The sequence below is a fragment of the Chryseobacterium panacisoli genome (assembly GCF_008274625.1).
Taxonomy (GTDB): Bacteria; Bacteroidota; Bacteroidia; order Flavobacteriales; family Weeksellaceae; genus Chryseobacterium; species Chryseobacterium panacisoli.
In genome coordinates this window covers 1335889-1356266 of sequence record NZ_VTRU01000001.1, presented here as the reverse complement: position 1 = coordinate 1356266, position 20378 = coordinate 1335889, and the positions used below count along the sequence as shown (strand labels likewise).

The following is a 20378-nucleotide window of genomic DNA, read 5'->3' as shown; positions in this document are numbered from 1 at the left end:
TGTACTTTGAAAATATTTATATCGACTATGAAAAAACTAAAGTTGTTTTCATTAATAGCATTAAGTTCTACACTTGCATTAACCAGTTGTGGCGGATCAGGAACCAGCAAAGGTGGCGGTACCAAAAAATTTGTCAGTAAAACAGGTTGGAAACCAAACGAAAAACAAGGTTGGTTTTTTGCAGGAAAGCAACAAAAGCAGAAGGGGTGGCCTGGAATGGTATATGTAGAAGGTGGAACTTTTACAATGGGATTAGTGAAAGATGATGTTATGCACGACTGGAATAACACACCTCGCAGAATGCAGGTAAGTTCATTCTTTATCGGAGAAACAGAAATTACTAACTACGAATACCGCGAATACCTGACATGGTTGAAGTATGTATTCCCACCAAGTGATCCTAGTTTTAAGGAAATCTATAACGGTGCTTTGCCGGATACCTTATTATGGGACAACAAATTAGCAAGAAACGATTATAATGAAACGTATCTGCGTTCTCCGGAATTTGATTACTATCCGGTAGTAGGAGTTTCATGGACTCAGGCAAACAGATACTGTGAATGGCTGACAGACAGAGCGAATGAAAAAGCTTTGATGCAGTCTGGTATTATTGCCAAAGATTTGTATATCAACGAATCCAACAACCAGGGAGGGACTGCATTCAACATGGATAAATTCAAATCGAATGATCCTGAAATGCAAGGATATATCAATGAAAAAAGAATGCAGCAAAAAACGGGTATGAAAACTACAAACCAGAGATTGCTTGCAGCTAACAGAGCTCCAAATTCTGCTATGGTACAGAAGTTCAGACTTCCTACCGAGGTTGAATGGGAATATGCAGCTCTTGGTATGGCAAAAACCAGAGAATACAACCAATACTTAGGTAAAAAACCTGAAATCGAAAGATTAAGAGGTACTAAAGGAAGAGACAGAGGAATGTTCCTTGAAAACTTCAAAATGGGTAAAGGTGACTATTCAGGTATTTCAGGATGGAAGAATGACGGTTCAGCACAGACTTCTGATGTAAGAAAGTATCCATCTAACGATCTTGGTGTATATGGTATGTTCGGGAACGTTTCAGAATGGACTGCGGATGTATACAGACCAATCATTGATGAAGATTACAGTGATTTCAACTACTATAGAGGAAACATGCCTCAGGCTATCGTAAGAAACGGTGACGGAACTTATAAAATGATCGACGAAGGTACTATCAAATATGATACTTTGGCTGACGGTAGATTAGTTTACAAAGGACTTCCTGGACAATTCGAAAGACAAACTATTGCTGATTACAGAAATTACAGAGATGGTGACAGACAGTCTTCTTTAGAATATTACAGAGCTTCTGATTCTGCTGCCGGGTTCGATATGTACAATTCTCCTAAACAGAGCTTTGTTGTAGATGGAGCGGGTAGAGTGAAACTACAAAAAGATACCAAAGACAGAACTTCAGGAATTTCTAATGAGGTTAGAGTTGTAAAAGGTGGTTCTTGGCAGGATACAGCATATTGGCTGGATCCGGGACAGAGAAGATATAAAAATCAAAACAGAGCTTATGGTTGGGTTGGATTCCGTGTTGCACAGGATGCCAGAACTAACGATAAGGGTAGAACTAGAAGATAATATTTATCAAAAAATACTTATAAAAAACCTTCCGAACTTTCGGAAGGTTTTTTTATTTTTGAACCATGAAATCGCTTTGGTTAAAAAGTCTAAAATACCCATATAGATTTGGCGATTGCATATGACCTCTTTTTAAAAAATATATATTTCCACATGAATATAGAACAGTTTTATCCTTTATTTCTGCAGGCTGCAAAAGTGACCATCGATAGCAGAAAAATAGCAGAGAATGATATTTTCTTTGCCTTTTCCGGTGAGAATTTCAATGCAGCTACATTAGCAGAAAAAGCCATAGATGATGGAGCTTTGGCCGTAATTGTTGAACTTCCGGAGTTTGAAAACAGAGATAAAAACATTTTCTATGTTCCGTCTACCCTTGAATTTTTACAGCAATTGTCCCTTTATCATAGAAGCAAGCTTACCATTCCTTTTATTGGGCTTACGGGAAGTAATGGAAAGACGACGACTAAAGAGTTGATTCATGCTGTTCTTTCAGAAAAATATAATGTACAGTATACATTTGGAAATTTGAATAACCACATCGGAGTTCCTTTGACAATTCTTTCCATTAAGCCGGAACATGAAATGGCCGTGATTGAAATGGGAGCTAATCATCAGAAAGAAATTGAATTCCTGTGTACCATTGCTCAACCTGATTTCGGGTATATTACCAATTTTGGGAAAGCCCATTTAGAAGGATTCGGAGGTTTTGAAGGGGTGATTAAAGGAAAGTCTGAGCTTTATGACTATCTTAAAAATAATAACAGAACTATCCTTGTTAATGAAAATGATCCTATTCAGGTAGAAAAAACTGAAAATTATTTACCTAAAATTACTTTTGGAAAAGACACATCAGATTACAATTTTGAATCTTTTTCTGCAGAACATTTTGTAGGATTGACCTATCAGGGAGAGAAAGCAGTTTCAAAACTGACGGGAGAATATAATTTCACCAATCTTTGTGCAGCGGCAAGTCTTGGGCTTCATTTCGGAATCAGTTTTGAAAAAATAAAATATGCGCTGGAATTGTATACGCCTACCAATATGAGATCTCAGGTGGTGAAAAAAGAGGGCAGGACTTTGGTTCTGGATACCTATAATGCCAACCCGAGTTCTATGGCTGCTTCCCTGAATAACTTTATCAGTTTTGAAGGCAGTAAAACCATTATTATCGGTGATATGCTGGAATTGGGTGATGAAAGTGAGAAAGAGCATCAGAATATTTTAAAACTGGCTCAGGAACTTAACTTCAATGAAATTATCACGGTAGGAAAACATTTTAAAGAGGTTAATTCTTCAGATCTTGCTTTTGAAAATACAACAGTCCTGATAGAATATTTAAAGCAGAACAAAATTCACTCTGAAAATATATTGCTGAAAGGCTCCAGGGGAATTGCTCTTGAGAAGCTGATCGACTTTATTTAGCAGAATAAGGAAATTGGAGGCTGGGAGAGGGAAGATCCTGAAGGTAAGTGAAGAGTGTTCTCTTTTTTATTCAACTTTATAAATTTCATTGTTAAATAATCTCTGAAAAAAGTGGATTGCCGGATAGTAACTTCCGGCTTCACTCTTCCCGCTTCCAGGCTGCTATTTATTTCTTCAGGTCCCAGAACTCTTGTACAATCAGTATAATATTTTTGAAGGTACTTGGGAAAACTTCATGTTCAATTTCTGATGTTGTTTTCCAGGCTACCTCAGTAATGCCTTCTTCTGTTTGCGGCTTGGAAGTATCCTCTCCGTCAAAGTTCATTTCAAACCAATGGGTACATTTCAAAATTTTCTCACCATTTCTTTCTACATAGATATGGTAAGTCGTATTGATGAATTTTAAGAGTTCAACATCACTAAGACCGGTTTCTTCCTCTATTTCCCTTACTGCGGATTCTTCTCTGGATTCTCCTTTTTCCATCTTACCCTTAGGAAGATCCCATTTGCCGAGCCTTTTAATAAAAAGAATTTTCCCTTCAGGATTGTTAACAAGTCCCCCAGCTGCTTCTATAATTCTGAAAAGCTTTTGAAATTCCTGCCATATTTCATCCAAATTCTCTCCATATACATTAAGTTCCTGCACAGAAGTATTCTCCAAAAGATCCAGAGCGATCTCTAAAGTTGTATAATTTTCATACCCAAGCTTTTTTTCAAGTTCTTCAGGATGCTTAGATATCAATAATTTTTTTTCGTTGACAAAAACTTTATACATTTGTAATAGTTAAGAATTTAAATACAAAAATAAAAAATGAATTTAGAAGGACGAAAGATTATTGTCAATAAATCATCTAAAGAACTTACCGAGTTGCTGAAATCACCTGAAAATTACAAAGATTTTATGCCGGATGGTCTTCAGAAATTTGAAACCAGAGATAACGGATTTAAATTCGGATTACAGGGAATGCCGGAAATTGCGTTAAAAATAGATGAAGTAGATGATCAGAAAGCTGTTTTAAGATCTGCAAGTTCAAGTCTGGACTTCACCTTAACAGCCACTTTAAACCCGATTAATGATAACCAGACTGAAGTTCAGATGTTATTTGAAGGGAAATTCAATCCGTTCATTAAAATGATGGTAGAAAAACCACTACAGAACTTTATCAATACGCTTACCGATAAAATCGAAGCCTATAAATAATAAAAAAAACCTTCAAAAAATGAAGGTTTTTTTATTTTGATGTGAGACTTTTATGCTATGACTCCTGAACAGTGGTCATAGGAACTTCCTGTAGCAGAAGAAAGTACATTCACCTCATTATTTACTTTTAAAACCCCCATAAAAGCGAAGATAAGAGCTTCCTTATAATCGATGATTTCTTTTTTAGGGATAATCACTTCAGCTTGTGTTTTTGATCTTATTTTTTCAATTAAAAATGAGTTGTAAGCACCTCCGCCGGTGATAAGTATGTCTTTTATTTTATTTTTATTGATAACAATGGCGATCTGCTGGGCGGTGTGTTCCGTAAAAGTAGCCAGGGCATCCAGGGTTTCAATGTTTTTAAGAGCTGGAAATATATGGTTATTGCACCATTCGATTCCCAAAGATTTTGGGTGTGAATGCTGGTAGAAATCTAAAGCATTAAGATCATTCAGTAAAGCTTCATTTATTTCTCCTTTTTGAGCAAGCGCTCCATTTTCATCAAAACTTTTGTTGATGTGTTGTGCTAAATGATTCAATACAATATTAACAGGAGCTATATCAAAAGCGATTCTTTTTCCGTCTGAATGTAAAGAAATATTGGAAAACCCTCCAAGATTTAAACAGGCATTATATTCTGAAAAAAGTAATTCATCACCTATAGGAACCAATGGAGCACCGTTTCCATTCATCAAAACATCCTGACTTCTGAAATCATAGATAACAGGTAATCCGGTTTCCAGCTTAATCGCTCTGCCGTCTCCTATCTGAAGGGTAAATTTTCGCTTGGGCTGATGGAAAATGGTATGACCGTGAGAGGCAATCAGGCTGATATTTTCGAGCTGATGTTTGTTGATGAATTCTTTCACCTGCCGGCCAAGGTAAAAACCATATTCTGAATTCAGTTCCAGTAAATCTTCTGCAGAAAGATGAATAGAGTTTCTAAGTTTGTTTTCCCAATCCTCAGCATAGGGGATGGTCTCGGCTTTCAGGATCTGAAAAGACCATTTGTCTTGTTTTTCAAATTCAGCAAGACAGATATCCAGACCGTCCAGACTTGTCCCGGACATCAGTCCAATAGCCAGAGCTTTCATTATTTTTCGGATTATTTTTTATTCTCAGAAATTCTCTTTGAACTGAAATCTCCTGAGTTGTTATAGAAAGTATATTCAGAAAAGTCATCCTTTGCAGTCATTCCATTGGCACCTACCAGTGTAGAACCGTCTTCCATGGTGACATATACAGTATCTTTAGTATAGATTCTGTTTTTTCTTTGATCCCAATAGATACTCTGCATGGCAAATCTCTGCCCTTCATTGGTTTTTATTCTTACGTCACCTTTAGCTTCGTAGAATTTTTTATAATCATAGAACTTGGCATATTTTGCTTTAATGGTACCAGGAACTTTTGGCTTCTTCTTGTCAAAAAACTCAATATCAATTCCTTTTCTAGCCACCGTATAAGGGCTGTCAATAAGCTCATATTTTTCTATAATAGGCGCTTTAGCCTTCATCATTATGAATCCGGAGTCACGCTGTATAATATTGGCGTTGTTGATGATCTGTGAAGGGAAATTTTTGCTTTGGTTGCCATTTCTTTTGGTAAGATCCTCTTCACAGGATGTCAATATAAAAAATATAGCACAACTAAAAAGGCATGCTATATTTTTATATGATATTTTTTCTGAAAAATTCATTCTAGTTATAAAGAGTCTTTCTGAACCATTTATCAGCAAAATTAAAGCCGATTTTCAGGTTGATGAAGTTCTGGTTGATCAGGTTGTTTTTAAGAGTTCCTCTTTTACCTACTTCCAGTCCTATTTCAAGACCACTCATTCTTGTGATACTACTTGTTTTGAATGGAAGCATTACCCCGGCAGAAATACCGTATTTGTTGATGCTTGTCCCTTCCAGTTTAAGGTTTCCTCTTTCATAGAAAGCTCCATATCTGTAAATTACTCTTGAGAAGTAGCTTCTGAAGTTGTTATAGTTAGGGAGATACCATCCACCTGCAGAAATTCTGTAGGTATCCTGGAAGTCGAAAGTTTTACCGAAATAAGAGATATCTTCTCCTTTTTTATAATCCACCTGTCCTGATAGGAACCAATGGTTTTCACTTCCATATCCAACCCCTACGGATGCCTGTAATGGAAGAAGGTTTTTAGATTTTGTGTCTTTTTGCTCTATGATTGTTTCATATACCTTAGTGGTTTCCTGAGCATCAGAGTATCTGTAAGTACTGTTGATGTACTCAGTAGTCATATTACTGGTATTTCCGAAAGTAGCAGTTGCTCCTACTGTGAATTTCTTATCAGTACGGGTATTTAAAGTCTGGTAGCTTGTACCAAGCGTAAAATTAAAGTTTCTGACTCTGTTTTTAGTCTGATAACCATTAACATATTCACCGGCATAACTGCCTGTAGCAGGGTTGTACGCACGGAATTCGTTAAGGTCATTAAGGTCTCCAAAATAAAGGTTCGCTCTCGCTCCCACAGAAAGTTCCTGATTAATTTTATAAGAAACAGCAACTTGTGCAGCATTTAATGTTCCGCTACCTTTAAAGTTATTTTTATACATCGGAGTTCCGTCTGCAGCCAGTTGTTCATTTACGATATCGTAACTTTTAGAACTGTATGGCTGATAAGAGATCCCCATTTTCACTTTTGGAGATAGTGGAAATGCAAGAGATATATTGGAAAGATACGTAGAATGCTTTGTAGATTTCATATCGTTATAGTTCGATTTGAAATAATTGTTTTCATTGGTAGCTTCCAGTCTGATACTCGTAAGTTCGAAATTGGCGTTGTTTGCCGGATTGGCAAAATTGAAACTACTCGTGAAATCACTTATATAAGCAGTTGATATACCTCCCATAGAAGTAGTCTCGATCGTATTATCATATTTCACATCTCCAATTCCATACGTTGCATAAGGTGAGTTGCTTAGACTCTGTGCATTCAGAAAATATCCAACTGATATGAATGATACTACAAAGATTTTTTTCATTCTTTATTTTTAAAACAATGCGCAAATATCTTAAATATTAATGAATTGTAAAAATTATATGTGGTTAAAGTTTGTTAAGGGCCTTTCTTTCAAAGAAAAATGCAAATTTTAATCAGTTAAAATATCAATTCTGTTATATAAAAAAGACTGTTCTATATTGAACAGCCTTAGTCTATAGGAATTATTATCTCTATTTATTATTTTACCTGAAGCACGGATCGGCTGTGGCTAAAACTTTCAAAGCTGAATTTTCCATGATATTTTCCCATTCCGGAGGTTCCTACACCTCCAAATGGTAAATAATGCGAGCCCACATGAATGATCGTGCTGTTGATCTCCGCATCTCCGCTTGTGGTATGATGCAAAACGTGATCTGCAAGTTCCTGGTTTTCTGTGAAAACATATAATGCCAGTGGTTTCGGACGGTTGTTTATTTCTTCCAGTGCCTCATTAATATCACTATAGGTCATGATAGGAAGGACAGGACCGAAGATCTCCTGCTGCATTACCTGATCATTCCAGGTGATATTATCCATTAAAGTAGCTTCAAAATGACGGGTTTCCAAATCATAACTGCCCCCATAGATCACTTTTTCAGGAGACGCCTCCAAATAACCGGCCAGATGTTTAATTTGATTCTGGCTCACAATTTTTCCGATTTTTCCTAATGACTGACCTTCATAAGTGGTATTTAAATGAGCTTTAAACTTCTCAATAAATGCATCTTTTATAGATTCGTGGATATAAATATAGTCCGGAGCAACACACGTTTGTCCACAGTTAATCCACTTCCCGTAAGATATTCTTGCTACCGCCTTATCAAGATCCGCATCTTTGTGAACGATCGTTGGCGATTTTCCCCCAAGTTCCAATGCCAGAGGTATTAATTGCTCTGCGGCTGCTTTCATTACAATTTTTCCAACATTCGGACTTCCGGTAAAGAAAATATAATCAAAAGGAAGGCTTAATAAAAGTGTATTCTCCTCAATCGCTCCCTGAATGACTGCTACATAAGATTCATCGAAAGACTCTTTTACAATATTTTCTAGAACCTGAGCAACATGTGGTGTATTTTCAGAAGGTTTTAGAATAGCTGTATTTCCGGCTACCAAAGCTCCGATAAGCGGACTGAATGTAAGTTGAACAGGGTAGTTGAAAGGGCCGATAATATACGTAACACCATAAGGTTCATATATTACTTTGCTCACCACTTCAGCTCCTGATGGGTGCGGCTTTGAAGGGACATGAGTAGGTTTTGCCCATTCATCAATATTCTCCAGAAAATAATCCAGCTCACTGATGACGATTTGAATTTCCACATACTCTGCTTCCTTTCTGCTTTTCCCCAGATCAATAGATAAGGCTTCACAAAGATCATCCGTATGCTGTAAAAAAACTTCACGGAATTTTCTTAATTGTGCTTTTCTGAATTCAATATCTTTAGTCTGATTGGTTTTGAAAAAGGCTTTTTGCTGTTGAAATATACCTTTGATTTTTTGTTCCAGGTTTGTATCCATTGGTGTATGATTTTTTACTATTTGAAAATGATGTGAAATCGTAATGAATTTACGAAAATTTCATTCTGCAAATTTATTGCTTAAAATTAAATTGTGTAAAATTTAATTTTAAGTTTTATTCTAATCTTATTATTGATATTTCCTATAATAGAATAGGAGTGATGATCTTTTGAAATTTGTAATCTATAGTTTTGTACATTTTAAGCAGACTTAATTTTATAAATTGAAATAAGATTTTTTATCTTTGAAACATGAATTGGGAGAATATCGCCGGACAGACGAATCTGAAAAAACTTCTTAGAGAAAGCATTGCCGAAAACAGAGTGAGCCATGCCCAGCTTTTTGTAGGAAAAGAGGGATACGGAACATTACCTATGGTCTTGGCCTATGCAAAAGAAATTCTGAACCGTGAAAATGAACATGCTGCAGCGAAAGTAGAACATCTCAATCACCTGGATCTGCATTTCAGCTTTCCTGTTTTTACAGACAATAGAAACTCTTTAAGCAAGAATAAATTTGATGAGTTCAGAGAAATGATCATGGCTTCTCCTTATGCAAGCTATGATGACTGGACTGCTTTTTTAGAGTCGGAAAATAAGCAGCTTTTTATTTCCGCAGATGAAATTGATGACCAGAACCAGAAGTTTTCTTTGAAAAGTTTTGAAGGAGGAACCAAAATCCTTATCGTCTGGAGAGCTGATAAAATGAATATCGCGGCTTCAAACAAATTTCTGAAATTTTTAGAAGAGCCGCCCGCTAAAACAATCATTCTTCTTACTGCAGAAAGCACCAATGACATTCTTCCTACCATTCTTTCCAGAACACAGATTGTAGAAATCCCGAGAATACATGATGAAGATATTGAAAACCATCTCAAAAAGAACTTTTCTGTTTCAGAAGAAAAAGTGAAAGAGATTGTGCATGAAGCGCAGGGAAATCTTAATGATGCTGTAAAACTGCTGAATTCCGGAGAGAAAACCAATGAATTTGAAAAGCTCTTTGTACAGTGGGTGAGAGATGCCTTTATGGTAAAAAAGAAACCTGAATATCTGAGAAGTATCATTCTTTGGGCCAGAGAAATTGCAGGATGGAACAGGGAGAAGCAGAAAAACTTCCTGAACTACTGTTCTGAAATCTTTAGGCTTGCGTTACTTCAGAATTATCAGTCTGAAAATCTGGTATATAAAAAAATAGATGCGAACGGATTCAACTGGACAGGATTTTCAAAATTTATCAGCGGAGCCAATATTGAAAGTATCTTAGACGAAATCAGTACTGCTGATCTGCATCTTACCCGAAACGGAAACCCTAAAATCGTGTGGACTGATCTGGGGATAAAACTATCGAGATATATTCACAAAAGCACATAAATAAAATTCCGGTAACAGCCGGATTTTTTGTTTCTATCTTTCCTTTTTTTAACTGTGTTTTACATCAACATTATGTTAAAGATTCATATTTTACAATGAATTTTTATTTAATACGTCTTTATTATTAAATTTTCTAAAGCTGTTTTTATCCAAAAACAGCCTTTCCAGCAGTTTCAGTGCCTATTATAGAAAACGTCTTTTCTTTACAATAAATTAAATCAATATTAAAAAATCAATCAATCGTTTGATTTGTGTTAAAACTTGTGTACATTTGCGCCCTGAAAAATGAACACTAACATGATTTCAAAAGAAGAAAATATATTATTTGCAGCCGAGAAGCTTTTTGCAGAAAAGGGATTTGAAGGAACTTCCACCCGCGAAATTGCAAAGGATGCTCATGTAAATATTTCTATGATCTCGTATTATTTTGGCTCTAAGGAAAAACTTTATGAGAAATTAGTAGAATACAGAATGAATGAAGGTCAGTTTTTTTCAAAAGATCTTTTGGGTAGAACCGATATCAACGAGTGGCAGAAGATTGAAAAAGTAATTGATCAGTTTTCTAACAAAATCCGTACTCAGAAATGCTTTTACAGGATTATGCAGAGAGAGCAGCTGCATACTAAGAATCCTCAGATTGTAGAATTTTTGAAGCAAACTAAAATGGGATTCCTTTCTATGTATTCACAAATATTGGAAAGCGGTCTTAAAAATGGAATTTTCACCAAAAACCCGCCTATTTATCTTCTTCATTCCACCGTAAGCGGAACTTTATTTTATGCTTTCAATGCTAAAGAAATGTATAAAGAGTTCCTGAATGAAACAGAGGATGAGGAAACTTTTGATGAAAAATACTACACAGAACTTAATAAACATATTAAATATTTACTAAAAGACCTTTTAGGTTATGAAGAGAATAAATAACTCAGTGATTGCATTATCACTATTCGTAGGAATAGCAAATGCAAATGCTCAGGAGAAAAAAACACTTTCTCTTGACGAAGCCGTACAGCTGGGAATCCAGAACAGCAAAAATCTCAAAATCGATGCTGCTAAGATCGAGGAGGCCACAGCTGATCTTTTGGAAGCTAAAAACAGACAATTACCGGAATTGAAAGTATCAGGCAGCTATATGTACCTTCCGATAAAGCCTAACGTGGATATCAAACTTCCGGGTGTTTCAGGAGCAGGAGGTCCCGAAGTACATCAGGTGCTTTACGGTTCAGCTAATCTTAGCGTTCCAATCTACAGCGGAGGAAGAATCAAGTATGGTATTCAGTCGGCGAAATATCTGGTGGAAGCTTCAAAATTAAGCACGGAAAACGATAAAATTGCCATTGCTTATAACGTGGCTCAGGCTTATAATAATTTATTTAAGGCTAACCAGTCAATCAAAGTTTTTGAAGAAAATCTTGCCGCTTCTCAAAAAAGAGATGAAACTTTCCTTAAAATGGAAAACAATGGTTTGATCGCGAGAAATGACAGATTGAAAGCAAACCTTCAGACTTCAAATATTGAACTTCAGTTATTGGAAGCCAAGAACAACTACAATATTGCCAACATCAATATGGATCTTTTATTAGGTCTTCCAGAAACTACAGAACTGGCAGTAGATGAAAATTATATTGAGGAAGGTTCAGATGTGAAACCGGTTGATTTTTATGTAACTGAAGCCAGAGAAAACCGTAAAGACTTACAGGCTTTAGCACAACAGAGAAAAGCAGCAGAGTTGGGATCAAAAGCGGCAAAAGCTGAAAATCTTCCTTCTATCGCATTTACCGGAGGTTATGTAGCGGCCGATATTCCTAAGTTTCTTACCGTATACAATGCTATCAATGTAGGAATTGGGGTTTCTTATAACTTATCCAACTTATGGAAAGAAAACTCTTCATTAAGACAGTCAAAAGCTAGAGAAAAACAGCTTGCAGCTACAGATGAATTACTGAATGACAACATTAAGCTTGATGTCAACAGAGAGTATCAGAATACAGACTATTCAAAAAAGAGAATCGTTGTTTTCGAAAAATCTGCAGAGCAGGCTAATGAAAATTACAGAATTACAAAAAATAAATACGATAACGGTCTTGCGACCATGACAGAATTACTGGATGCAGACGCAGCTCAGATCGCAGCAAACGTAGGTGTGATCAATGCTAAGGCAGATGCAGCACTGGCATACAGAAAACTATTACAGACAACAGGAACTTTAACAATTAAATAATCAGATCGAAACCAAAATGGAAAATAATAATACACAGGCAGCTGAACCTAAAAAGAAAAAAAGTTTAGTTTTTCCTATCATTTTAGCGGCAGTAGTAATCGGAGGAGGAATCTATGGTTACAGAGCCTTTACTTACGGACAATACCATGAAGAGACTGACGATGCTCAGATCGCTTCCAATATGTCGCCTGTAATTTCTAAAATCTCAGGATATGTAGCTCAGGTAAAAGTAAAAGACAACCAGTTTGTAAAGAAAGGAGATACGTTGGTGATTTTGGATAACAGAGATCAGAAAATGGCTCTTGAACAGGCTCAGGCAGCATTATCTACAGCCAGAAGTAATATTTCCAATGCAGAAGCCACTACAACAGCTACTTCTAAAAATATCGGTTCTTCAGAAGCGGCAGTAGTAACTGCTAATGCTCAGATAGAAGCGGCAAAAGTAAATGTTTGGAAAACATCTCAGGATTTGAAGAGATATGCTAATCTTGTAAAAGACCATTCTATTACGGAACAACAATATGAGCAGGCTTTAGCTGCAAAACAATCTGCAGACAGACAGCTGCAGGTTTTAGTTGATCAGAGAAATCAAATTGCTCAGCAAACCCATATAGCTTCTTCTCAAACGGCTGCAAGTTCACAACAAATCAGTGTTGCCGGATCTGTTGCTAAACAAAGAGAAGTAGATGTAGAAAACGCAAAATTGAATTTATCATATACCGTAATCCTTGCACCTGAAGACGGACATGTAGGGAAAGTATCTACACAGGCAGGTCAGTATCTGCAGGCAGGATCACAGTTGTTTGCTTTGGTTAAAAACGATCAGAAATGGGTGGTGGCCAACTTTAAAGAAACACAGGTAGATAAAATGGTAGAAGGACAGAAGGTGAAAATTGAGATTGATGCTTTTCCTGATCAGGAATTTGAAGGAGTGGTAAGCTCATTCTCTCCGGCTACAGGTGCTACTTTCTCTATTCTTCCTCCGGATAATGCGAGTGGTAACTTCGTAAAAGTAGTTCAGAGGCTTCCTATAAAAATCGATTTTGTAAATCTTGATAAGAATATTGCCAAAAGATTGAGAACAGGAATGAACGTGAAAGCAGAAGTTGCTTTGAAATAACATTTAAAATTGTTGAAAGTCAATGAACTTCGTTGTCAATAGTGAATCAGCTTTGCAGTCAGTTTAAAATAGACTGTTTAAAATTCACTATTCACTTGCGAAGCAAAATTCACAATTGATTTTTTACATCGTAAAAAACTTATGCAAGATTCATTAGTAGAATATGGAGCGCGGAGAGTAATCATTACGATTACGGCTATCCTTTGTGCCCTTCTTGAAATTGTAGACTCCACGATTGTCAATGTTGCCTTGAATGAAATGAAGGGGAATCTTGGATCTACACTTTCAGAAGTGGGTTGGGTAATCACGGCTTATGCCATTGGTAACGTAATTATAGTACCAATGACGAGCTGGCTTTCCCAGCAGTTTGGACGTAGAAATTACTTTGCGGCATCCATCATTATATTTACCATATTTTCATTTTTATGTGGAAATGCGACCAATATCTGGGAACTTGTGTTCTTCAGATTGATGCAGGGAATCGGTGGGGGAGCCTTATTGGTAACTTCACAGACGATCATTACGGAATCTTATCCGATTGAAAAAAGAAGTATGGCACAGGCTATTTATGGTCTGGGAGTAATCATTGGCCCTACCTTAGGCCCGCCTCTTGGAGGATATATCGTTGATAACTTCAGCTGGCCCTATATTTTCTATATTAATATTCCGATTGGAATTGCAGCAACACTGATGACGCTGCAGTTTGTAAGAAGTCCGAAATATGCAGAAAAACGTAAAGTCTCGGATGTTGACTGGATTGGGATTGGATTACTGGCAGTGACTGTGGGTTCATTACAGTTCATTCTGGAAAGAGGACATGAAGAAGACTGGTTTGAAAGCGGAATGATTGTAGCCTTCACAGTTGCCGCAATTTTAGGATTTATATTATTCCTTTGGAGGGAGCTTACCTTTAAATATCCAATTGTTGAACTCAGGGTGCTTAAAAACAGTAATTTAAGAATCGGAACCATGATGTCATTCGTGCTTGGATTTGGACTTTATGGTTCCACATTCATCGTTCCACTGTATACTCAGAGTATTTTAGGGTGGACGGCCCTTCAGTCAGGAGCACTGATGATTCCGGCAGCTTTAACGACGGCCTTTATGATGCCAATTATTGGTAGATTACTGGCAAAAGGAGCAAAACAGCAGATCCTGGTATCTCTGGGACTCTTTATCTTCTTTGTCTATAGCTTCTGGGGATATAAAATTCTGACACCGGATACCAGTAAGGATGCATTTTTCTGGATGCTGATTGTAAGAGGAGCAGGATTAGGACTTCTATTTATTCCAATCACTTCTTTGTCCTTAAGTACATTGAAAGGGCAGGAGATTGGCCAGGGAGCAGCCTTTACCGGGATGATGAGACAGCTTGGAGGATCTTTCGGAATTGCTGCAATCACAACTTTTATTGCCAATGCAGGTCAGAAGTACAGAAATAACCTGATTTCCCACCTTGACGAAAACAGTTTTGAAGTCCAGCAAAGACTGGCAGCTCTTAAAGCAAATTTTATAGCGAAAGGAATGACACCAGATTCAGCAATGAATGCCGCCTATAAAATGCTCGATATGTCAGTAACCAAGCAGGCAACAGTTTTGTCTTACATGGATGTATTTCTTTACCTCGGAATCGTATTCCTGATATGTATTCCGTTTATCTTACTCGTAAAAGAAAGAAAGAGCAAAGAAAAAATAGATTTGAGTGAAGCCATGCACTAAATTTTAATAAAAAACCTTCGATATTCTCGAAGGTTTTTTTTATTGCTGTAAAATAATATCAGACAGTAACTTTCAGTTTCAATTCCGTTAAACAAAAAATAATATCACTTATTGGAGAGTTTAATTATTTTTTCTAGCTTTACAAGAACAAATGAAAAAATATGAATAGATTCCCTAATCCCTCAAAACCCTTTTTCAAAAAGGTGTTTTCCCCAATAGAGTACCGGATTTTTATCTGAATATCAATTTAATATTATTGATCGAGCGCTATTGTTTTTATATCCAATAGAGACAATTTTTTTTATTTCCGATAGCTTTATAAAATATTGCCTTTCGTTTCATTATTTAACTAAACCATGATCTCAACATACTTACAAAATATTAAATATGAATCAAATACAATTGCCGGAAACCTATCTGGCATTATCAGACTTCAGAAAACATGATGCCTATCTTCCTGAAATGAATCAGGCTCAGATTATTTCAGATTTTTTTCCTGGAACCTTTACAGAACTTACCCAGCGCCTGTCAGATATTACAGGAGCTTTTTATGGCGGAATGCTTAAGCAGATTGGCAGACTTTATGGAGCCGAAGCTATTGAACAGCTTTCCAGTACCTTCATGTATGATCTCGGGTCCAGAATGACACTGAGAAATCTTGAAACAAAACCTAATCTGCAGTCCGGTATTCCGGCTGTAGCCAAAATACTGATAGGAGCAATTTTTACATCCAGTCCCGAATATAATTTTGAATTTAAAGAATTAAATGACCACAAATGTGAACTGCTGATCAAAGGAGTAGACCGTTACCATAAAATCACGCAGAGTCTGCAGATCGCGGGCCTGTTGAAATGGCCGGTCATAAAACCTTTTTTACAGGGAGTTTGCGATACTATGGGGCTGGATGTTTTACTGGAAATAAAAGTGCTGAAACTTGATCCGGACAGTTCTTGCAGCTACCATGTAGTTGTATCAGAAAAATAGAATTCTTAGAAATATCTCACTGATTTCACAGAATTTTTATTTCAAAATAGTAATAAAAGCGGACTTTAGTCCGCTTTTTTGTAAATGAATATCTAATGGCTTTAGCTAAAACATAAAATCTCATATACTTTAACTATAATCTTATCAAAAATATCAGCAGTATTCAATTTTATCGGAGATAAAATCTTTGCGCCTTATAACATATTCACACAAAACTTTTCGCGCCTTTGCGAACACCAACAAAATATTTTATTCAATCTTCTCTATCCACTCAATTCCGCTTACATCAATCAGTTTCAGTGCATAAATTTCACTTTTCTGAAGAATATCATCAATATTCAATGTTACATCAGCCTTTGCTCCAAGGGGAATTATCAGGCTGTGTTTGCCGGGTTTTATTTTGGTGACATAATGATTATGTATATTTTCTTTAGAAAGTCCGGAAAGCTTCTGTTGATCCAGTGCCTTTAAAATCTTTCCGTTTTTGTCCAGAATATGGATGCCTATCAGAAAAGAACCGTACACATCGGCCCCTTCCGTTCTATACACTTCAAATTTTAAATCCGAATTATTATGGGAAATATTTGAAATTTCCAGTTTCGGTTTTACCGATTTATTATGCAGGGTTCCCCATACACCTCCATGGAAATACTGATTGGTAAAAAGAGTTAAACCGAATATGATAAGCGAACCTGTCAGTACAAAAACTTTTGGTTGTGAGACAGGAAAATTTCCTGAGCCAAGCCACTGAAACCATCTTTTTTGAGTGAAGCTTTTGTTATTCCTTATGAAATAATAATCCAGTGAATAAGGCCCGCTTCCGGTAAGAAATAGAACAAATCCGCCGGCAACTCCTAAAACTCCTATCTGCCATTCATCAAGACAGGTTGTTCCCAGCCAGCCGGAACCCAATAGAATCCCAAGGGCAAGGCTAAAGATCCCGATACTCATCAGCCGTGTAAATAAGCCGAGAATAATGAATAATCCCACAATAGCTTCAATAATTGTGAAAATCATCATAGATCGCTGTAAAGCATCAGGATGGGTAACCAGGTATTCAATAATAGGTTTTATGCCGAGAGCATTCGGTAAAAAATGATTGAATTTTTCCCCGATATATCCCTGTTCATCAGGAATGAGTTTGTTTTCGAGGATAAGTCTGCGCCAGAACGCTGAAAAGTAAGTCCATCCGATCACCATGCGGAGGGATAAAGTATATAATCCGGCCAGGTCCGAAGACTGGCTGTTTACGGTATGTTTCATTGAAATTAATATTGTATTGTAAAAAACTGATTTTTAATTGGGCTTAAAAAATTTTACACCAGATTAAGCTTCAGTCTTTTAAATAAAATATATTTCGGAGGGCTGTTTCCCGTAGAATGCCCTGAGTAGTCATTAAAAAAAATCTTCTCTTTAACAGTGTTTCCTAAAGTAGAATAAAAGTTGGAAAAAGAATCTTTGTATTGTTTCTGAATGTTAGCTTTTGATATTGAAACCCTTGTTGAAGCAGATGCTGCATCACAGCTGGAAGAAAGGGAAGAAGTTATCTTAACCTTATTCAGCCCACTGATATACTGAATGTCAAAAATATCAAGAACATTTCTTTTTACAGAACAAGGCGATAATGAAAATACCAATACAAGCATCATAACGACAGCTTTATAGGTTTTCATATGGAGTCCTGAATGGGGCATGGTTACAAAACTACACTTTATTTCAATGTAAGCTCAATAAATTGTAAAAAAACGTCCTGCTGGTCTACAAATAAATAATGGGAACAGTTGTCGATAAGTCTTAAATTTTTCTTTCCAACAATATTTTTGAGATCATTCAGTTGTTTTTCTGAAAATATTCCATCATTCTTACCATACACAGCAAAAATGGGAACGCCTTTTTTTCGGATGCCTTTTAGAACGGAAGTATTATCCAGATTGTTAAGAGGTTCATTTTTATAGAATGTAAGGGGTGATTCAGAATTTCTGATGTTGTTTTTATAAAACTCACCCGCTTTATATTCGTTTCTCAGCATTTCACTTTTGAGAGTAGGATTGGGCATATCGAAGAAGCTGAGTTTACTGGCCATTTCATAACATCTTTTTCTATAAGCTGCAGAATTTTTATCCAGATTTTGTATTTCCGAAATTTCTTTGAGCTGTGCAGCATCATTTTTAAAATGTTCTTTTGCCTGTTTTAAAATATGATCATAAGTTTCCTGCTGGGTAAACAGAGCGCCTGCAAGAGTCAGAGAATTTACTTTTTCAGGAAATTGTGAAGTGAATAGAGTCCCGATAATTCCACCGAAACTGTGGGCAAGAATATTTGCTTTTTTAATATGATAAATTGTGTAAATATCTTTTAAATCCTCAAAACTTTCTTGAAAAGTCATGGTGGCATTGTCATCTTTTGAACGGCCTTCACCGCGTCTGTCATAAACAATGACATAAAATCCTTTATCAGCCAGCTTTTGAGCTGTAGTTCCTTCAAATAAAGTGGCATTTCCGCTGGGTCCTCCATGAATAAAAATAACAGGAATATTTTTTGGATTTCCATAGGCTTTAGAATATAGATTCTGTGCATTTAAAGCAATAGAACATACAATAAAGATAATAGAAAACAGTGATTTCATGATGGCGTTTTTGAGTCCTCTAAACTACTGAATATAGAAGACAAAAAATAGAATTATGATTAAATTTAAAAATTAAAAAACACTACTGACGGACAGTTGTCACAATCATGATTTATCTTTACACTTTGAAATCTTTACATAAAAACAACGCGATATGGAGACCAATAATTTTGATAAAATCATAAAACGTTCCTTAGACATAAGAGAAAAATATCATCAGCTGGAAGTAAAAGGAAACGGAAAGGAATGGTCACTGGAAGAAGATGCTCTGGCTTATCTTACCGATGCTGGATTAGTAGGACGAAATGTGATGTCACATCAGAAAACATGGCTGAAAAAAGATTCACCGGAAGAATTGGAACATAAATTAGCAGAAAATATCTGGTGGCTTATTGTCCTTGCAGACCGTACAGGAATTGATATTAAAGAAGCTATGGAAAAATTCTTAACTAAAACAGAAAATATATTGTAATGAGTTATTGTTTAGCAATAGAAGGCATGCAGCCCGAAAGCAGAAAAGAACTGCACAAAAATTACCATGACAACTATTATGGATTTCCAATTCATGACGATAATGAATTGTTTGGAAGGCTGATTCTGGAAATCAACCAGGCAGGCTTAAGCTGGGAAACCGTTCTGAAAAAAGAAGGCAGCTTCAGAAAAGCTTATGACAATTTTAATATTCAGAAAATAGCAGCATATACAGAAGAAGACCGCGAAAGATTATTGAATGACAGTGGAATTATCAGAAATAAGCTAAAAGTAAATGCTGCGATTGAAAACGCGAGAACGATTTTAGAGCTTCAGAAAGAATTCGGATCATTTGAAAAGTGGCTGGAACATCATCACCCTAAAACATTGCAGGAATGGATGAAGTTATTCAAAAAAACATTCAAATTTACAGGCGGGGAAATTGTCAATGAATTTCTAATGAGCACGGGATATCTGAAAGGAGCCCATCATGAAACCTGCCCGATACACTCAAAAGTTTTGGCTCAAAAGCCTTTGTGGAAGGGAAGTTTGGATCAATAATAAACATAGATTCCTACGGAATGACAACGTGCGTGTTTAAAATCGAACACTTCTATTTGTCATTCCGTAAAAATCCTAATTAATCATTCTTTGAAGCTTCATTCACCACTTCTTTATGCTCATTTCCCCATTTTTCAAACTCCAGAATAATGGGTTTCAGTTTGTATCCGATTTCTGTAAGCTCATATTCTACTCTTGGAGGAACTTCGGCAAATACTGTTCTGGTAATGATTTTGTCCTCTTCCAGCCTGCGAAGCTGAAGGGTAAGCATACGCTCCGTAATGTTCTGAAGCTTTTTTCTCAGTTCTCCAAAACGCATTTTTCCATTAATCAGATAACAGCAGATCGCCAATGCCCATTGTCCCCCGATAATATTGGAAGCATAGATTTCCGGACATTCATCAGCAAGGGCTTTCTTATTGGCAAAACTGGTTGAAGTTTCCTTTATTTTAGTCATTACTTACATTTTTTATAGTACCATACAATAGGTTGCTAATGTACGAAATGTAAGTTACGTGTTGTAATTTTG

At 36.3% G+C, this 20378-nt stretch carries 20 protein-coding genes; 11 read left to right on the top strand and 9 right to left on the bottom strand.

The features are described 5' to 3' along the window. Nucleotides 1-27 precede the first annotated feature (27 nt). Both gldJ and FW781_RS06030 read left to right on the top strand, forming a co-directional pair. Nucleotides 28-1629, top strand: a complete 1602-nt coding sequence (gene gldJ / locus FW781_RS06035) for a gliding motility lipoprotein GldJ (RefSeq protein WP_149386588.1) — start codon at nucleotides 28-30, stop codon at nucleotides 1627-1629. A gap of 153 nt (nucleotides 1630-1782) precedes the next feature. Next, complete coding sequence (locus tag FW781_RS06030) at nucleotides 1783-3054, top strand: UDP-N-acetylmuramoyl-tripeptide--D-alanyl-D-alanine ligase (protein WP_149386587.1); 1272 nt, start codon at nucleotides 1783-1785, stop codon at nucleotides 3052-3054. Between the two features lie 166 nt (nucleotides 3055-3220). On the opposite strand, the gene FW781_RS06025 is transcribed toward FW781_RS06030, so the two are convergent. Beyond that, nucleotides 3221-3829, bottom strand: a complete 609-nt coding sequence (locus FW781_RS06025; RefSeq protein WP_149386586.1) for an NUDIX hydrolase — start codon at nucleotides 3827-3829, stop codon at nucleotides 3221-3223. A 36-nt stretch (nucleotides 3830-3865) separates the two neighbouring features. On the opposite strand from FW781_RS06025, the gene FW781_RS06020 reads away from it, so the two are divergent. Then, nucleotides 3866-4255: a hypothetical protein gene (locus FW781_RS06020; RefSeq protein WP_047378450.1), complete on the top strand. Its 390-nt coding sequence runs from the start codon at nucleotides 3866-3868 to the stop codon at nucleotides 4253-4255. A gap of 50 nt (nucleotides 4256-4305) precedes the next feature. Here FW781_RS06020 and FW781_RS06015 read toward each other — a convergent pair whose 3' ends face one another. From FW781_RS06015 to mdlD, 4 genes are all read right to left on the bottom strand, one after another. Then, complete coding sequence (locus tag FW781_RS06015; protein ID WP_149386585.1) at nucleotides 4306-5349, bottom strand: anhydro-N-acetylmuramic acid kinase; 1044 nt, start codon at nucleotides 5347-5349, stop codon at nucleotides 4306-4308. Between the two features lie 11 nt (nucleotides 5350-5360). After that, complete coding sequence (gene lptC / locus FW781_RS06010; RefSeq protein ID WP_149386584.1) at nucleotides 5361-5951, bottom strand: LPS export ABC transporter periplasmic protein LptC; 591 nt, start codon at nucleotides 5949-5951, stop codon at nucleotides 5361-5363. A 1-nt stretch (nucleotide 5952) separates the two neighbouring features. Then, nucleotides 5953-7260, bottom strand: coding sequence for a hypothetical protein (locus tag FW781_RS06005; RefSeq protein ID WP_149386583.1), 1308 nt, complete (start codon nucleotides 7258-7260; stop codon nucleotides 5953-5955). A gap of 197 nt (nucleotides 7261-7457) precedes the next feature. Then, nucleotides 7458-8777 (bottom strand): NAD(P)-dependent benzaldehyde dehydrogenase MdlD, encoded by a 1320-nt coding sequence (mdlD, locus tag FW781_RS06000; RefSeq protein WP_149386582.1) that lies wholly within the window; start codon nucleotides 8775-8777, stop codon nucleotides 7458-7460. A 251-nt stretch (nucleotides 8778-9028) separates the two neighbouring features. On the opposite strand from mdlD, the gene FW781_RS05995 reads away from it, so the two are divergent. The 6 genes from FW781_RS05995 (at nucleotide 9029) to FW781_RS05970 (ending at nucleotide 16191) form a co-directional block, all read left to right on the top strand. Beyond that, the gene (locus FW781_RS05995) at nucleotides 9029-10147 is read left to right on the top strand and encodes a DNA polymerase III subunit (protein WP_149386581.1); all 1119 of its coding nucleotides are present in this window, start codon (nucleotides 9029-9031) and stop codon (nucleotides 10145-10147) included. 285 nt (nucleotides 10148-10432) lie between these two features. Further along, nucleotides 10433-11071 carry a TetR/AcrR family transcriptional regulator gene (locus FW781_RS05990; RefSeq protein ID WP_149386580.1) on the top strand — a complete coding sequence of 213 codons (639 nt, stop codon included), beginning with the start codon at nucleotides 10433-10435 and terminating at the stop codon, nucleotides 11069-11071. Continuing rightward, nucleotides 11055-12368: a TolC family protein gene (locus tag FW781_RS05985; RefSeq protein WP_149386579.1), complete on the top strand. Its 1314-nt coding sequence runs from the start codon at nucleotides 11055-11057 to the stop codon at nucleotides 12366-12368. Before FW781_RS05990 ends, FW781_RS05985 begins: the two co-directional genes overlap by 17 nt. Nucleotides 12369-12384: 16 nt before the next feature. Further along, complete coding sequence (locus FW781_RS05980; RefSeq protein WP_149386578.1) at nucleotides 12385-13488, top strand: HlyD family secretion protein; 1104 nt, start codon at nucleotides 12385-12387, stop codon at nucleotides 13486-13488. 141 nt (nucleotides 13489-13629) lie between these two features. Next, the gene (locus FW781_RS05975; RefSeq protein WP_149386577.1) at nucleotides 13630-15207 is read left to right on the top strand and encodes a DHA2 family efflux MFS transporter permease subunit; all 1578 of its coding nucleotides are present in this window, start codon (nucleotides 13630-13632) and stop codon (nucleotides 15205-15207) included. Nucleotides 15208-15594: 387 nt separating this feature from the next. Next, a complete protein-coding gene (locus FW781_RS05970) occupies nucleotides 15595-16191 on the top strand; it encodes a hypothetical protein (RefSeq protein WP_149386576.1) in 597 nt (198 codons plus the stop codon). Nucleotides 16192-16440: 249 nt separating this feature from the next. On the opposite strand, the gene FW781_RS05965 is transcribed toward FW781_RS05970, so the two are convergent. The 3 genes from FW781_RS05965 to FW781_RS05955 are packed head-to-tail and all read right to left on the bottom strand — an operon-like array spanning nucleotide 16441 to nucleotide 18817. Beyond that, nucleotides 16441-17454, bottom strand: coding sequence for a TQO small subunit DoxD (locus FW781_RS05965; protein WP_149386575.1), 1014 nt, complete (start codon nucleotides 17452-17454; stop codon nucleotides 16441-16443). Between the two features lie 53 nt (nucleotides 17455-17507). After that, on the bottom strand, nucleotides 17508-17864 hold the full coding sequence (locus FW781_RS05960; protein ID WP_149386574.1) for a hypothetical protein: 357 nt from the start codon (nucleotides 17862-17864) through the stop codon (nucleotides 17508-17510). Nucleotides 17865-17902: 38 nt separating this feature from the next. Beyond that, nucleotides 17903-18817, bottom strand: a complete 915-nt coding sequence (locus FW781_RS05955) for an alpha/beta hydrolase (protein ID WP_149386573.1) — start codon at nucleotides 18815-18817, stop codon at nucleotides 17903-17905. Nucleotides 18818-18971: 154 nt separating this feature from the next. Here FW781_RS05955 and FW781_RS05950 point away from each other — a divergent pair, with 154 nt between their 5' ends. Together FW781_RS05950 and FW781_RS05945 are read left to right on the top strand one after the other, a co-directional pair. Beyond that, entirely contained in the window at nucleotides 18972-19289 is a 318-nt protein-coding gene (locus FW781_RS05950; RefSeq protein ID WP_149386572.1) for a nucleoside triphosphate pyrophosphohydrolase family protein, read from the top strand. Further along, nucleotides 19289-19849: a DNA-3-methyladenine glycosylase I gene (locus FW781_RS05945; protein ID WP_149386571.1), complete on the top strand. Its 561-nt coding sequence runs from the start codon at nucleotides 19289-19291 to the stop codon at nucleotides 19847-19849. The genes FW781_RS05950 and FW781_RS05945 overlap by 1 nt, the downstream gene beginning before the upstream one ends. A gap of 79 nt (nucleotides 19850-19928) precedes the next feature. Here FW781_RS05945 and FW781_RS05940 read toward each other — a convergent pair whose 3' ends face one another. Next, entirely contained in the window at nucleotides 19929-20306 is a 378-nt protein-coding gene (locus FW781_RS05940) for a winged helix-turn-helix transcriptional regulator (RefSeq protein WP_149386570.1), read from the bottom strand. Between the last annotated feature and the right edge of the window lie 72 nt (nucleotides 20307-20378).

Coding starts and splice junctions, on each gene's coding strand:
- gldJ (WP_149386588.1), top strand. CDS start 28: ATGAAAAAACTAAAGTTGTTTTCATTAATAGCATTAAGTTCTACACTT.
- FW781_RS06030 (WP_149386587.1), top strand. CDS start 1,783: ATGAATATAGAACAGTTTTATCCTTTATTTCTGCAGGCTGCAAAAGTG.
- FW781_RS06025 (WP_149386586.1), bottom strand. CDS start 3,829: ATGTATAAAGTTTTTGTCAACGAAAAAAAATTATTGATATCTAAGCAT.
- FW781_RS06020 (WP_047378450.1), top strand. CDS start 3,866: ATGAATTTAGAAGGACGAAAGATTATTGTCAATAAATCATCTAAAGAA.
- FW781_RS06015 (WP_149386585.1), bottom strand. CDS start 5,349: ATGAAAGCTCTGGCTATTGGACTGATGTCCGGGACAAGTCTGGACGGT.
- lptC (WP_149386584.1), bottom strand. CDS start 5,951: ATGAATTTTTCAGAAAAAATATCATATAAAAATATAGCATGCCTTTTT.
- FW781_RS06005 (WP_149386583.1), bottom strand. CDS start 7,260: ATGAAAAAAATCTTTGTAGTATCATTCATATCAGTTGGATATTTTCTG.
- mdlD (WP_149386582.1), bottom strand. CDS start 8,777: ATGGATACAAACCTGGAACAAAAAATCAAAGGTATATTTCAACAGCAA.
- FW781_RS05995 (WP_149386581.1), top strand. CDS start 9,029: ATGAATTGGGAGAATATCGCCGGACAGACGAATCTGAAAAAACTTCTT.
- FW781_RS05990 (WP_149386580.1), top strand. CDS start 10,433: ATGAACACTAACATGATTTCAAAAGAAGAAAATATATTATTTGCAGCC.
- FW781_RS05985 (WP_149386579.1), top strand. CDS start 11,055: ATGAAGAGAATAAATAACTCAGTGATTGCATTATCACTATTCGTAGGA.
- FW781_RS05980 (WP_149386578.1), top strand. CDS start 12,385: ATGGAAAATAATAATACACAGGCAGCTGAACCTAAAAAGAAAAAAAGT.
- FW781_RS05975 (WP_149386577.1), top strand. CDS start 13,630: ATGCAAGATTCATTAGTAGAATATGGAGCGCGGAGAGTAATCATTACG.
- FW781_RS05970 (WP_149386576.1), top strand. CDS start 15,595: ATGAATCAAATACAATTGCCGGAAACCTATCTGGCATTATCAGACTTC.
- FW781_RS05965 (WP_149386575.1), bottom strand. CDS start 17,454: ATGAAACATACCGTAAACAGCCAGTCTTCGGACCTGGCCGGATTATAT.
- FW781_RS05960 (WP_149386574.1), bottom strand. CDS start 17,864: ATGAAAACCTATAAAGCTGTCGTTATGATGCTTGTATTGGTATTTTCA.
- FW781_RS05955 (WP_149386573.1), bottom strand. CDS start 18,817: ATGAAATCACTGTTTTCTATTATCTTTATTGTATGTTCTATTGCTTTA.
- FW781_RS05950 (WP_149386572.1), top strand. CDS start 18,972: ATGGAGACCAATAATTTTGATAAAATCATAAAACGTTCCTTAGACATA.
- FW781_RS05945 (WP_149386571.1), top strand. CDS start 19,289: ATGAGTTATTGTTTAGCAATAGAAGGCATGCAGCCCGAAAGCAGAAAA.
- FW781_RS05940 (WP_149386570.1), bottom strand. CDS start 20,306: ATGACTAAAATAAAGGAAACTTCAACCAGTTTTGCCAATAAGAAAGCC.